This is a genomic window from Tsukamurella pseudospumae, from assembly GCF_001575195.1.
In the GTDB taxonomy this organism is placed as follows: Bacteria; Actinomycetota; Actinomycetes; order Mycobacteriales; family Mycobacteriaceae; genus Tsukamurella; species Tsukamurella pseudospumae.
This window is the reverse complement of sequence record NZ_LSRF01000003.1, coordinates 19,521-33,333: the sequence shown is the minus strand read 5'-3', so window position 1 is coordinate 33,333 and position 13,813 is coordinate 19,521. Positions and strand designations below refer to the sequence as shown.

Genomic DNA, 13,813 nt, shown 5'->3' with positions numbered 1-13,813 from the left:
AATGCGATTCCTATCCCGAAACACCGTCGACTACTCTGGGCGGGTACCGTCCCACCCCCAGCGAGGAGCCCAGAGAAGTGTCGGAAGACCAGCTCGCCCCTGTCGATGACCTCAGCGAAGCGGCGCTCGACGCCTTCGCCGACGAGGCCGCGCGGGCGTTCGACGCGGCGTCCGATCTCGAGGCCCTGGGCGCCGCTCGGCTCGCGCACCTGGGCGAGAAGTCACCGCTCGCGCTGAGCAAGCGGGCGCTCGGGTCCATTCCCAAGGAGGACCGCAAGGACGCCGGCAAGCGGGTCAACGTCGCACAGGGCCGCGCTCGCGCCGCCTACGAGCAGCGCAAGACGGTGCTCGACGCCGAGCGCGATGCGGCGGTCCTCGTCTCCGAGTCGATCGACGTGACGCTGCCCTCGGCCCGCGCGCCGCAGGGTGCCCGGCACCCCGTCAGCATCATCGCGGACGAGGTCGCGGACTTCTTCGTGGGCATCGGCTGGGAGATCGCCGAGGGGCCCGAGGTCGAGACCGAGCACTTCAACTTCGACGCGCTCAACTTCCTGCCCGATCACCCGGCGCGGTCCATGCAGGACACCTTCTACGTGGCGCCCGAGGGCTCGCGGCAGGTGCTGCGGACCCACACCTCCCCGGTGCAGGTGCGCTCGATGCTCACCCGTGACGTCCCGATCTACGTCGCGTGCCCCGGCAGGACCTTCCGCACCGACGAGCTGGACGCCACCCACACCCCGGTGTTCAGCCAGGTCGAGGGCCTCGCCGTTGACAAGGGCCTGACGATGGCGCACCTGCGCGGCACCCTCGAGGCGTTCGCCAAGGCGATGTTCGGCCCCGAGACCACCACCCGCATGCGGCCGAACTACTTCCCGTTCACGGAACCGTCGGCCGAGGTGGACGTGTGGTTCCCGAACAAGAAGGGCGGCGCCGGCTGGATCGAGTGGGGCGGCTGCGGCATGGTCAACCCGAACGTGCTGCGGGCCTGCGGGATCGACCCCGAGGAGTACTCGGGCTTCGCCTTCGGCATGGGCCTCGAGCGCACCCTGCAGTTCCGCACCGGTCTGTCCGACATGCGCGACATCGTCGAGGGCGACGTCCGCTTCACCCTGCCCTTCGGCGTCCGCGGCTAGCGCCGGACCAGCCCCGCTCACCAGACTCACCCAGGAGAAGGACTTCCACCGTGCGCGTTGCACAGTCATGGCTCACCGAGATCCTCCGCCGCGACACCCCCGAGTGGGGCGTCACGGCCGACGAGCTGGACGCGGGGTTCGTGCGCGTCGGCTTCGAGGTCGAGGAGCTCGACTCGCTCGACACCGTGACGGGCCCGCTGAAGATCGGTCGCGTCGCGCACATCGAGGAGCTCACGAACTTCCGCAAGCCCATCCGGTTCTGCCAGGTCGACGTGGGCGAGGCCGAGCCGCGCGACATCGTCTGCGGCGCCCGCAACTTCGCCGAGGGCGATCTCATCGTCGCGGCGCTGCCCGGTGCCGTGCTGCCGGGCGGCTTCGCGATCGCCACCCGCCAGACCTACGACCACACCTCCGACGGCATGATCTGCTCGGTCTCCGAGCTCGGCCTCGGCAGCGACCACTCCGGCATCCTCGTGCTGCCCGCGGGCACCGCGCAGCCCGGCGACGACGCCAAGGCCGTCCTCGGCATGGACGACACCGTCATCGAGCTCAACGTGACGCCCGACCGCGGCTACGCCTTCTCCGTCCGCGGCCTCGCCCGCGAGCTCGCCTGCGGCTACGACCTGCCGTTCACCGACATCACCACCCCGTCGGCGGAGTCCGGGACCGGGCGGGGCGGGGTCGACATCACCGTCGAGCCCGAGTCGGGTTGCACCCGTTTCACCGCGCTGCGCGTGGAGGGCATCGACCCGAAGGCCGTGAGCCCGTGGTGGCTGCAGCGTCGCCTGCTCACCTCCGGCGTGCGTCCGATCAGCGCCGCGGTCGACGTGACCAACTACCTGATGCTGCTCACCGGGCAGCCGCTGCACGCCTTCGACGCGGACCTCGTCCGGGGCGGCCTGACGGTGCGCGCGTCGCGCCCGGGCGAGACCCTCGAGACCATCGACCACGTGACCCGCAAGCTCGATCCGGAGGACGCGGTCATCGTCGACGACTCCGGGCCGGTCTCCCTCGCGGGCGTGATGGGCGGCGCGACCACCGAGGTCGGCGACGAGACCGTGAACGTCATCCTCGAGGGCGCGATCTGGAACCCCGTCAAGGTCTTCCGCACCGGCAAGCGGCACAAGCTCAGCTCGGACGCCGTCAAGCGGTACGAGCGCACCGTCGACCCCGCCATCTCCGTGTGGACCGTCCGGGAGGCGGCCCGCCTGCTCACCGAGATCGCCGGCGGCACCGTCGTCGGGGAGATCACGGACCTCGGCTCCTACGACGAGCGCCCGCAGATCACCATCGCCGCGGACCGTCCGGACCGCGTCGCGGGCATCACGTACGCCCCGGGCACGACGGTGCGCCGCCTCACCCAGATCGGGTGTGCCGTCCAGGGCGAGAGCAGCCTGACGGTGACCCCGCCCACCTGGCGCCCCGACCTGAACATGGTCGCCGACCTGGTCGAGGAGGTGCTGCGGCTCGAGGGGCTGGAGCAGATCCCGCCGGTGCTCCCCGCCGCGCCGGGCGGGCGCGGGCTCAGCGCGCGCCAGCGTCGCCGCCGCGTCGTGAGCCGCTCGCTCGCGCACACCGGCCACGTCGAGGTGCTGACCAGTCCGTTCCTGCCGGCCGACGTCTTCGACACGTGGGGGCTCGACGCCGGCGATCCGCGCCGGAACACGACGAAGGTGCTCAACCCGCTGGAGTCGGACCGACCGGCACTCGCGACGACGCTGCTCCCGGGCCTGCTGGAGATCCTGGCGCGCAACGTCTCCCGCGGCCAGCGCGACCTCGCGCTGTACACGATCGCCGAGGTCGTGCTGCCCACCGACAACACGGTGGCGGTCGACCCGATCCCCGTCGACCGGCGGCCCACACCGGAACAGGTGGCGGAGCTGGACGGCTCGCTGCCGGTCCAGCCCGAGCACATCGCGCTCGTCTTCACCGGGCTCCGCGGCACGTCCGGCCCCTGGGGCGCCGCGCGGCCCGCGGACGCCACCGACGCGTTCGAGGCCGTCCGCGAGATCGGCCGCGCGAGCAATGTCGAGCTGACCCTGCGGGCCGCGCAGTTCGCGCCCTTCCACCCCGGACGGTGCGCCGAGGTCCTCGTCGGCGACACGGTCGTGGGCCACGCGGGCGAGCTGCACCCCGCGGTGCTCGAGCGCGCCGGGCTCCCGGCGCGCACCTGCGCCGTCGAGCTCGACCTGGACGCGATCCCGCTCGTGGAGAACCTGCCGGCCCCCGTCGTCTCGCCGTTCCCGGCGGTGCTGCAGGACGTGGCCGTGGTCGTCGATGCGGCGGTCCCGGCGGAGGCCGTGCGGTCCGCCCTGGCCGACGGTGCCGGCGAACTCCTCGAGGCGATCTCGCTGTTCGACGTCTTCACCGGCGCGCAGGTGGGCGAGGGCCGCAAGTCGATGGCCTTCTCGCTGCGCTTCCGCGCGGGCGACCGCACGCTCACCGAGGACGAGGCGTCCGCCGCCCGCGACGCCGCGGTCGCGCGCGCGGCCGACGCGGTGGGCGCCGTCCTGCGCTGATCCTCACCCGGACATGGAACCGGCCCCGGCGGTGCACGTGCTACCGCCGGGGCCGGAGTATCTGAGGTGACTAGCTGGTGTGATGGACCTCGGCCAGCTGGTACACGGGGGTGTCGATGCCCTCGTAGCGGGCCTTGAGCTGCAGGGCCAGGTACAGCGAGTAGTGCCGCGACTGATGCAGGTTGCCGCCCATCATCCAGAGGCCGGGCACCTGGGTGGGCTTCCACATGTTGCGCTGCTCGCCCTCCCACGGGCCCGGGTCCTTGGTGGTGGCGGAACCGAGTCCCCAGCACTTGCCCAGCTTGTCGGCCGTGTCCTGGCCCATGAGGTCGGCGGCCCAGCCGTTCATCGAGCCGTAGCCCGTGGCGTAGACGACGAGGTCGGCGGGGAGCTCGGTGCCGTCCTTGAGCACGACGCTGTTCTCGGTCAGGCGGTCGACCTGCCCCTTGGCCAGCTTGATCGAGCCGTCGATGATGAGCCCGGCCGCGCCGACGTCGATGTAGTAGCCCGAGCCGCGGCGCAGGTACTTCATGAACAGGCCCGAGTCGTCGTCGCCGAAGTCCAGCTCGTAGCCGGCGGCCTCGAGGCCCTTGTAGAAGTCGGCGTCGATCTCCCGGACCTTGTCGTAGATCGGCTTCTGGAACTCGTTCATGATCTTGTAGGGCAGCGAGGCGAAGATCATGTCGGCCTTGTCGGTGGTCACGCCGTTCGCGACCGCGCGCTCGCTGTACAGGTCGCCCAGGCCGTGCTCCATGAGCGACTCGGACTTGATGATGTGCGTCGAGCTGCGCTGCACCATGGTGACCTCGGCGCCGGCCTCGATGAGGGCCTTGCTGATGTCGAGCGCGGAGTTGTTCGCGCCGATGATCACGACCTTCTTGCCCGCGTAGGCATCGGGACCCGGGTGCTTGCTCGAGTGGTGCTGCTCGCCCTGGAAGACGTCCATACCCGGGAAGTCGGGGATGTTCGGCTTGCCCGACATGCCGGTCGCGAGCACGAGCTGCTTCGGGTGCAGGGTCAGCTTCTCGCCGTCCTTGTTCACCTCGACGGTCCACTCGCCCTTCGCCTCGTCGTACGACGCGGACAGCGCCTCGGTGCGCGACCAGTACGGCACCTCCATGACGCGCGTGTACATCTCGAGCCAGTCGCCGATCTTGTCCTTGGGCGCGAAGACGGGCCAGTTGGCCGGGAAGGGCAGGTAGGGGAGGTGGTCGTACCAGACCGGGTCGTGCAGGCAGAGCGACTTGTAGCGGCCGCGCCACTGATCGCCGGGGCGGTCGTACTTGTCGACCACGAGCGCGGGCACGCCGAGCTGGCGCAGGCGGGCGCCGAGGGCGATGCCGCCCTGGCCGCCGCCGATGACGAGGGTGTCGGGCTGGACGGTGCGGCCCAGCTCGGCATCCTCGCGCTCGCGGCGCTCGGCCCAGGTGGGTGCCTCCACATGGGCACCGTGGACGGCGCCCATCGGGCGGCGCACGCCGAAGGACTCCTCGTGGCCCTTGAGCTCGCGCAGGGTGGTGAGCAGCGTCCAGGCGCGGTCGACGCCGTCCTCGCCCTCCCGGATCCGCAGGTGGCCCTTGCCCCGGCCGACGCCGGTCTCGAAGCCGATGAAGGCCTCCGCGACCTCGTCGCCGGACGCCGGGTCCGTGGCGACGAAGCCGCTGGGCGCCGCGTCGTCGAGCCGTGCGGAGAGCATCGCGCGGATCTGGTCGCGTCCCTCACTGGTGTTCAGGTTCCAGGTGAAGGACACCAGGTCGCGCCAGAAGGCGCCGGGCTCGAACAGCTCGGTGACGGCGTCGACGTCGCGCGCCGTGAGCGCGGCCTCGAACCGCTGCAGCCAGGCGTCGATCCGCTGCTGGGGATCGGCGGCGGTGGTCTGTTCGGCATCCGCGATAGCGGTCATGTCTGCTCCTTCGAGTCGGGACTGGAGGTCGTGCTGTGGTGTGAATCACACGCCCGGCGCAAGGGGTGCGGCAAGGGTTGCGTGCCGTTGCAGATGTGACGACGCGGGCGACGAATGTGGGGGCGTGGCCGTCGCGAAGTGTGAGTTGAGGCACAATCGAGGGGTGGGACAGACGGTCGAGCCCGCGGTGGCTCTCGGCGACGATCCGCGCAGCTATGCGCGGCTGCTCGCCCAGGTCTACGACGCGACGATGTCGGGCGAGCGTCCGCCCGCCCGCCCGCGCGAGGTGATCGGTGACTCGTGGGATCGGGTGCGGGCCGCGGGCCTGCGGCCCGACGACGACGCCGGACCGGCGATCCACGCCGCCGACCTGGCCCGATTGCGCCGCGAGTCCGGCCTCGCCGGAATGATCGAGGAATTCACCAGCGGGCTCGCCCCGCTCACCGAGGCCGGCTCGAGCATCCTCGTGGTGGCCGACGCCGAGGGCACCATCCTGTGGCGCGGCGGACCGTCGCGCGTACTGCGCCAGGCCGACAACCTCGGTTTCATCGAGGGCGCGGCGTGGTCCGAGAGCGACGTCGGGACGAACGCGATCGGCACCGCCCTCGCGGCGCGCAGCGCCGTCCAGACCTTCTCCGCGGAGCACTTCGCCCGCAGCCAGCACCCGTGGACCTGCTCAGCGGCGCCGATCCGCGACCGGCGCACCGGCAAGCTGCTCGGCGTCGTCGACGTGAGCGGCCCGGCGTCCACGGTGCACCCGACCACCCTGGCCCTGGTGGCCACCGTCGCGCGGCTGGCCGAGTCCCGCCTGCACGAATCCCATCTCGCGGGGCTGGATCAGCTGCGCACCGTCGCGGCCCCGCTGCTCGCCGGGATGCCCGGGCCTGGCCTCGTCGTGGATCCGCACGGCTGGGTCGCCGCCGTCGGGCAGCTCTCGCCGCGGGCGCGGGTCACCCTGCCCGACGTGATGGACGGCTCGCACCTGTGGCTGCCGGAGCTGGGGGAGTGCGCCGTCGAGCCGCTCCCCGGCGGGTGGCTGCTGCGGCCCGTCGACAGGGCGGCCGGCCCGGAGCGCACCCGGGTCACCGTCGACCTGCGCGCCGATCGGTCGCCGGAGGTCAGCGTCGTGGGCTCCGGTGGGCAGTGGCGGCACCAGCTCACGCCCCGGCACGCGCAGATCCTCGAACTCCTGGCCGACGGCGCGGGGCACACCGCGGCGCAGCTCGCGTCCTCGCTCTTCGGCGACGGCTCGCGGGTGGTGACGGTGCGCGCGGAGATCTCGCGGCTGCGTCGCGTGCTGTCCGGACTCATCGCCGCGCAGCCCTACCGCTTCGCCGACGGGGTGTCGGTCGAGGTGCTGCGCTGACCTCCGTCGACCTCCGTCGACCACCTCCGCAGTCCGATCGATTCGAAGCCGACCACGTAGAGCAGCGTCCACAGCACCATCCAGTCGAGGAAGCCCAGCGCGTTGCCGTGGATCCCGGTCGCTGCGGCGGGTTCGTGCAGGACGTTCTGGGCGGCGAATCGGTAGTAGAGCAGGAAGGTCGCGACGGCGAGGGCGAACGTGATCGCCGTGCGCGCGGCGTGATTCGCCACCGTGCCCAGTGATGTGGGCAGATTCGCGAACGCGTTCGCCCAGAAGATCATCCAGAACGCCCAACAGACACCGAGCTGCGCCGGGAACTGGTGGATCGCCGGCCCGAGTTCGGCCGTCGCGGCGGAGCCGATGAGGAGTTTCGTCAGCGGGAGGAAGGCGTAGTAGAGGGCCGTGCCCGCGAGCACGTTCCCGACGGTGGAGATCGCGGCGACCCGGCCCGGTCGGTCGCCGCCCAGGAACTGCCACGGCTGGTTGTCCAGACACTGTCCGGTGAGGATCACGATGACCACGATCGAATAGAACCAACCGAGCACCGTGTCACCGGACATCAGCGGGTCGTGCGCCGTGGTCGAGAAGGCGGGCAGGCCGATCACGAGGTAGAGCGCGAGAGTCGGTATCGCGATCACCACGATCTCGCACAGGCCGGCCAGCGGTTGCCGCAGTCCCAGCTGCGGCCACGGCCAGTGCCGCCAGTTCAGCACCGACATGACCCACGTCCCGAAGCCGAAGAGCACGAACAGGGCTCCGGCGAAGTATCCGAGTCCGCCGGGCCGGTCCGCGGCGAAGTCGACGTTCCGCGCGCCGAGGCCCAGCGCCAGCACCGCCGTCACGGCGATGCCGAAGAGGAAGGTTGCGGCCAGCAGCGCCAGTCCGCGCGCAGGCCGGCGCAGTCGGTCGAATCCCGTGAACTCGCAGACGAATCCCGCGAAAACGATGAACAGGATCCCCCAGAACAGTGCCGCGTTGAACGGGAGTGGGTAGAAGTGCCACGGACTCGTGGTCGGATCGGCCAACAGGTACCAGGAGGCGAGTGCGAGGCACGTCACCACCACGAGGTTCGCGACGCCGAACAGTGCTGTGCGGGGTGGCCCGGCCGGGTCGGATCGGCGTGGAGTGCGTGGTGTGGGGTCGGTTGTCGTCATGCGCTTCAGGTCACTCCGTCACGCGGCTGGGGCGAGAGGTTGCGTCCGGTTGGTGTCGTTCCCGGGCGGATGCAACCGTCGGCAACCTTGGTCGACGTGACCTGAGTCACATATACCGGGGTGTGGCGGGACTCCGCCGAAAACGGGTATCGAAGGAGCGTGGGATGAACGACGTGCGTGTGGCGCTGGTGACGGGGGCCGGCAGGGGGATCGGCGCGGGGATCGCCCGGCGGTTGGCCGCGGACGGATTCGATCTGGCCCTCGTGGACCTGACCGCCGACGGGATCGACGCCGTGGCGAGCGAGATCCGGGACGCGGGCCGCCGCGCCGTCACCGTCACCGCCGATGTCACGGACCGTGCTGCCGTCTTCGCCGCCGTCGATGCCGCGGCGGCAGAGCTCGGCGGCCTCGACGTGGTGGTGAACAACGCCGGAATCGCGCTCGTGGGCACCATCGCCGAGGCCACGGAGGCCGAGGTCGCGCGGCTGTGGTCGGTCAACGTCAACGGCGTCCTCTGGGGCATCCAGGCGGCGACCGCGGCGTTCCGCGCGCAGGATCGGACCGAGGGGCGGGTACGGAAGATCATCAACGCCTCGTCGATCGCCGGACACGACGGTTTCGCCATGCTGGGCCCGTACAGCGCGACCAAGTTCGCCGTCCGCGCGCTCACGCAGGCGGCGGCCCGAGAACTGGCGAGCGAGGGCATCACCGTCAACGCGTACTGTCCGGGCGTGGTCGGCACCGACATGTGGGTCGAGATCGACCGCAGGTTCGCGGAACTGACCGGCGCCGCGGTCGGCGAGACCTACGACAAGTTCGTCGGCGGCATCGCGCTCGGCCGGGCGCAGACCCCGGACGACGTCGCGGCGTTCGTCTCCTACCTGGCCGGCCCCGATTCCGACTACATGACGGGCCAGGCGGGCCTCATCGATGGCGGGCTCGTGTTCCGGTGACATCGACGACGCTGACGCGCGGGCGTGCACCCCGGACACGTCGTCGTGTCTGAGCCCGCAATGGCCTTCGGCGAGGATCCGCGGCAGTACGCCCGGCTCCTCGCCGCGGTCTACGACGCCACGATGTCGGGATCGCGGCCGCCGGCACGTCCGCGGGACGTGGTCGGCGAATCGTGGCTGCGGGTCCGTGCTGCGGGCGTCGTGCCCGACGCGGACGGCCCGAGGAGCGTGCTCGACACTCTCGCCGTCGAGCGGCGACGCGAGGCTTCGGGCCTCCGCGCCGTCGTCGACGACCTGGCCGCGGGGCTCTCGTCACTGACGGCCGACGGCGACAACATCCTCGTGATCGCCGATCGGGACGGCACGGTGCTCTGGCGCAGCGGTTCGTCGCGAGTGCTCTCCCATGCCGACCGTCTCGGGTTCGTCCAGGGGGCGCAGTGGGGTGAGAAGGAGGTCGGCACGAATGCGATCGGCACCGCGCTCGCCGCGCGCGGACCCGTCCAGATCTTCTCCGCGGAGCACTACGCACGGAGCCACCACGGATGGACCTGCACGGGCGCGCCGATCCGCGACCCGCGCACCGGGCACATCCTCGGGGTGGTGGACGTGTCGGGACCCGCGGCGACGGTGCACCCGACGACCCTCGCGCTGGTCGCCGCCGTCGCCGGGCTCGCGGAGTCCCGTCTGCGTGCGGACCACCTCCTCAAGCTCGACAGGCTGCGGACGGTGGCGGCGCCGATGATCGCCGCGATGTCGGGTCCGCGTCTCGCGGTCGACGCCGAGGGCTGGGTCGTGGCGGTCGGCGACCTCGCGCCCCGATCACGGATCACCTTGCCCCAACCGATCACGGGTCCCTCGGTGTGGCTCCCCGAGCTGGGGGAATGTGTCGTCGACCGGTTCCCCGGTGGTTGGCTGATCCAGCCGGGCGGGGAGCGCGTCGTGTCGAGTGCCGGGGTCCGCGTCGTCATCGACGTGCGCCCGGGGAGGGACCCCGAGGTCGTGGTCACCGGTTCCACCGGGACGTGGCGCCGCCTTCTCCCGCCTCGGCACGCCCAGATCCTGGCGCTGATCGCGCGTGCGGGCGAGGGGCGCTCGGCCGCGCAGATCTCCGAGGCCCTCTTCGGCGATCCCGGCCGCGTCGTGACGGTCCGGGCGGAGATCTCGCGCCTGCGCCGGAGCGTGGCGGGACTCATCGTCGCGAGGCCGTACCGCTTCGCCGACGGGGTGTCCGTCGAGTTGCTGCGCTGACCGCACGCCCCCGCTACCGTGGGGCCATGGCAGACGCGACCTCGCCCGAGCCGGAAGTCTTCCCCGAGGACTGGTCCACCGCCCTGGTGCTGGTGGCGCACCCCGACGACCCGGAGTACGGGATGGCGGCGGCGGTCGCGAGGTGGACCTCGCAGGGCAAGACGGTGATCTACGGCCTCGCCACGTCCGGCGAGGAGGGGATCGAGGGGATGTCCCCCGGCACCGCGGGCCCGGTGCGCGAGGAGGAGCAACGACGGTCCGCCGCGGTCGTCGGAGTCGACGAGGTGCGGTTCTGGGGCTACCCCGATTCGGAGGTGCGCAACACCTCGGAGCTGCGGGATTCGATCGCGAAGTCCCTCACCCGGTACTCACCCGACATCGTGATCACGCTGTGGGGCGGCCCCACCTGGGGCAACGGCGTGCCGAACCAGTCCGACCACATGGAGTTCACCCGTGCAGTGGCGGAAGCGGTGGCGGACAAGGACGTCCGGGCGTTCCAGACCGCACCGGAGCCCACGCTGATCGTCGACGTGTCCGGCTTCGTCGAGCGCGCGGTGGAGTCGCTCGCCGAGCACCGTCAGTACCTGTCCGTTCTCGACCCGACGACGCCCGTCATCGAGCAGGCCCGGGCGCAGGTCGCCTCTGCCACCGAGCCGCGCGGCGGTTTCCGGCACGCGGTGGGCTTCCGGCCGCTGGGCTGAGTGCGCGGGGCGTGCTCCAGCGGGCGGTGGCCGGTGCGCCCCGGCGCTGTGCAAGGCTCGTCCGTGATCCGGCTCGAGAAGTGGAAGAGGTTCTGCGTGAACGACGATGCAGTGGGTGACGGCTCGGGCCTGGGCTTCGAGCGCGACGAGCGCGGGGTGGCGACGATCGTGCTGCGGCGACCGGACGCCGCGAACGCGCTGGACCAGCCCCTCGCCGATGCGCTGGTGACGGTGACCGCGCGGATCGCCGCGGATCCGGACGTGCGGGTCGTCGTGCTGCGCGCCGAGGGGCGGTTCTTCTGCGCGGGCGGCGATGTCAAGGCGATGGTGGCGGCCGACGACCGCCCCGCGATGCTCGATCACCTGGCGGACACGATCCATCGGTCGCTCGCGGTGCTGGACGGGCTCGCGGTGCCCGTGGTGGCGGCGATCCAGGGACCGGTCGCGGGCGGTGGACTGGGGCTGGTACTCGCTGCCGACATCGCGATCGCGGCCGACTCGGCGCACTTCTCGACCGCGTACACCGGTGTCGGACTCAGCCCGGACTGCGGGGTCTCGGCGCTGCTGCCGAAGGCCGTGGGCTTCCGGCGGGCGATGCGGATGCTCCTGCACGGCGACCGGATCGACGCCGCGACCGCGGCGGACTGGGGTCTGATCGACCTGGCGGTGCCGGCGGACGGACTGGAGTCCGCCGTGACCGCGGAGGTGGAGCGGATGCTCGCGGGCCCGCACCCCGGGCTCGGTGAGGCGCGGCGGCTGGTGCGGGCGTCGTACGCCCGGGGTTACGCGGACCAGCTCGACGACGAGCGGCGGACCATCGCGCGGATGGGCGGCACCGACGCCGCAGCGAACCGGCTCGCCCGATTCGCCTGAGCCGCCTCCGCTCCCGGACGCGGCGGCTCAGCCGAGGTGGAAGGCCTGCGTGATGTGGTTGCCGCGCCGGTGGTCGCCCACCAGGCTGGGGCGGCCGCGCCCCATCTTGACGAGCATGGTGCGGTTCTCCACGCGCGGCGCGAAGCCGTCGAGGACGCGGTTGACGGTGCCGCGCACGCCGCTCTGGCGGCGGGGCAGGGACAGCGGCTGCGTCAAGGCGGTGGGGTCGTTCCGGTGATCGTTGCGCATGTGAAGGCTTTCGGGTCGGCGACGCGGTTCGTTACTGCTACCGAGGATGCCGACGGTGCCTGTCCCCGGGCTGGCGGGACCCTGTGGGAGTGCCAAGGAAAGCGTGCCGAGGAGAGCGACGGCGCGTCAGCGGCCGCGCGGCAGGAGCGCCAGCCGGGCCGCGGACATGAGGGCCTCGTCCTTCGACGTGGCGCCCAACTTCCGGTAGAGCGATCGCAGCTGGGTCTTCACCGTGTTGGTCGACACCCCGAGCGCCGCGGCCATGTCGGCGCGGTTGTCGTGGTCGATCAGCGCGCGGAGGACCTGGTACTCGCGCGGGGTCAGTCGCGGCCGCGGCGTCGACGGTGCGCCGAGCGGCAGGCCGTCGAGCCGAGCCGTGAAGGCCGACCGCGCGGACTCCGGGAGCCGGTCGCGGACGGCGTCCACGACGGTGACCGGCACGCCGGTGAACGCGCGTCGGTTGCCGGGGTTCGCGGCGAGGTCGGCCGTGCGGTGCGCCAGCTCGTCGGACACGTCTCCCGCGAGGCTCTCCCGCCACGCCGCCAGCAGGGTGACCTCGGCCCACTGGGCGGGGCTGAGCTCGGCGGCGGTCAGCGCGGCCTGGCGGGCGTGGGCCCGGACCGGGTCGGCTTCGTGCAGGGCCAAGCGGATCTCCGCCGTCCTGGTGAGCGTGCCGTGTACCGTCGCAGCCTCGAGCGCGCGCCGGGCGGCGTTCACCTCGCCGAGCGCGAGGTGCGCCGTGATCCGGAGAGCGGTCGCCGCGTCGGACGCGAACGTGCCCGCCCGGACGTCGTGGCTCACGGTGCTCATCGCGATCGCGTCGAGGGCGTCGCCCGCGCGTCCGTCCGCGAGCGCGTGGGACGCCCTTGCGTACATCACGAACGGCCACACCACGTCCGCGGTGTCGAGCGCTTCCAGCAGTGCGACGGAGCGGTCCCGCTCCGGCCGCATGCGAGCGATGTCGATGAGGGCGGCCGCGGTCCGCTCCGTTCCCAGCGCGGCGTCCGCATAGGCGGGGCCGGGTAGCGGGAGGGCCGTGGCGGTGTCCAGGGCGCGTTGCGCATCGTCGACGGCGCCCCGGACCGCATGGGTGAGAGCTGCCCGGCCGGCGGCCGACCGGACGGCGTCGGCGGAGCCGATGACCTCGCCGATCTGGCGCGCCGTGCCGAACTCGCGCAGGGCCGCCACCGTCTGGCCGGCCATGAGGTGGGTCGTGCCGATCTGGTGGCGGAAGAACCACGAAGGATCGTCGGCGGCGGGAACGTCGAAGGGACCCTCGGTGCGCAGGCGGGCGACCAGCTGCTGCGCGTAGCCGAGCGCGGCACCGATATCGCCGCTCATCCGGCTCCCGATCATCTGCATCGTGAGGATGAGCGACTCCTCGTACCCCACGCGCCGGTACCGGTTGAGGGAGTGCACCGTGAAGGGCCTCGTCGACCTCGCGAACACCGGCGCGAGCGGGTGGACCAGTTGCAGGACGGGGTGCCGGCCGACCGTCCCGCCGGGCAGCGGCGTGATCGCGGCGAGCAGCGCGGGGTAGGCGGTGTTGAAGAGCGGCCAGATGTGTCGGGTGGCGACCGCCGCGATGCGATCCGGGTCGCCCGAGCGCACGGCCTCCGCGAGGAGTTCCGACGGTCCGCCGCTGTCCTGCTCGGCCTTCATCGCCCCCCTCGTCGTCGCCGCGCGCGGCGGCATCGGAGTTCACGATAACGCA

General features: G+C 72.1%; 11 protein-coding genes. 7 read left to right on the top strand and 4 right to left on the bottom strand.

The window, feature by feature from the left end; genetic code table 11:
• Positions 1-77: 77 nt before the first annotated feature.
• Positions 78-1,133 carry a phenylalanine--tRNA ligase subunit alpha gene (gene pheS / locus AXK60_RS04985; RefSeq protein WP_068570007.1) on the top strand — a complete coding sequence of 352 codons (1,056 nt, stop codon included), beginning with the start codon at positions 78-80 and terminating at the stop codon, positions 1,131-1,133.
• A gap of 50 nt (positions 1,134-1,183) precedes the next feature.
• Positions 1,184-3,652: a phenylalanine--tRNA ligase subunit beta gene (pheT, locus tag AXK60_RS04980; RefSeq protein WP_068570006.1), complete on the top strand. Its 2,469-nt coding sequence runs from the start codon at positions 1,184-1,186 to the stop codon at positions 3,650-3,652.
• A 70-nt stretch (positions 3,653-3,722) separates the two neighbouring features.
• On the opposite strand, the gene AXK60_RS04975 is transcribed toward pheT, so the two are convergent.
• Positions 3,723-5,555, bottom strand: coding sequence for an NAD(P)/FAD-dependent oxidoreductase (locus AXK60_RS04975; protein ID WP_068570005.1), 1,833 nt, complete (start codon positions 5,553-5,555; stop codon positions 3,723-3,725).
• Positions 5,556-5,718: 163 nt separating this feature from the next.
• On the opposite strand from AXK60_RS04975, the gene AXK60_RS04970 reads away from it, so the two are divergent.
• A complete protein-coding gene (locus tag AXK60_RS04970; RefSeq protein WP_068570004.1) occupies positions 5,719-6,921 on the top strand; it encodes a helix-turn-helix domain-containing protein in 1,203 nt (400 codons plus the stop codon).
• On the opposite strand, the gene AXK60_RS04965 is transcribed toward AXK60_RS04970, so the two are convergent.
• Positions 6,879-8,075 (bottom strand): hypothetical protein, encoded by a 1,197-nt coding sequence (locus tag AXK60_RS04965; RefSeq protein ID WP_244881031.1) that lies wholly within the window; start codon positions 8,073-8,075, stop codon positions 6,879-6,881. The genes AXK60_RS04970 and AXK60_RS04965 overlap by 43 nt on opposite strands.
• Positions 8,076-8,239: 164 nt before the next feature.
• Between AXK60_RS04965 and AXK60_RS04960 the strand changes: the two genes are divergently transcribed.
• The 4 genes from AXK60_RS04960 to AXK60_RS04945 all read left to right on the top strand — a co-directional run bounded on the left by AXK60_RS04960 (position 8,240) and on the right by AXK60_RS04945 (position 11,850).
• Positions 8,240-9,028 carry an acetoin reductase gene (locus tag AXK60_RS04960; RefSeq protein ID WP_068570003.1) on the top strand — a complete coding sequence of 263 codons (789 nt, stop codon included), beginning with the start codon at positions 8,240-8,242 and terminating at the stop codon, positions 9,026-9,028.
• A gap of 45 nt (positions 9,029-9,073) precedes the next feature.
• Entirely contained in the window at positions 9,074-10,276 is a 1,203-nt protein-coding gene (locus tag AXK60_RS04955) for a helix-turn-helix domain-containing protein (RefSeq protein ID WP_231855428.1), read from the top strand.
• Positions 10,277-10,302: 26 nt separating this feature from the next.
• On the top strand, positions 10,303-10,977 hold the full coding sequence (locus AXK60_RS04950) for a PIG-L deacetylase family protein (protein ID WP_068570001.1): 675 nt from the start codon (positions 10,303-10,305) through the stop codon (positions 10,975-10,977).
• 96 nt (positions 10,978-11,073) lie between these two features.
• Complete coding sequence (locus AXK60_RS04945; protein WP_244881030.1) at positions 11,074-11,850, top strand: enoyl-CoA hydratase/isomerase family protein; 777 nt, start codon at positions 11,074-11,076, stop codon at positions 11,848-11,850.
• Positions 11,851-11,877: 27 nt separating this feature from the next.
• On the opposite strand, the gene AXK60_RS04940 is transcribed toward AXK60_RS04945, so the two are convergent.
• Both AXK60_RS04940 and AXK60_RS04935 read right to left on the bottom strand, forming a co-directional pair.
• A complete protein-coding gene (locus AXK60_RS04940) occupies positions 11,878-12,099 on the bottom strand; it encodes a hypothetical protein (protein WP_068570000.1) in 222 nt (73 codons plus the stop codon).
• Positions 12,100-12,225: 126 nt separating this feature from the next.
• The gene (locus AXK60_RS04935; protein ID WP_068569999.1) at positions 12,226-13,761 is read right to left on the bottom strand and encodes a helix-turn-helix domain-containing protein; all 1,536 of its coding nucleotides are present in this window, start codon (positions 13,759-13,761) and stop codon (positions 12,226-12,228) included.
• Positions 13,762-13,813: the final 52 nt, after the last annotated feature.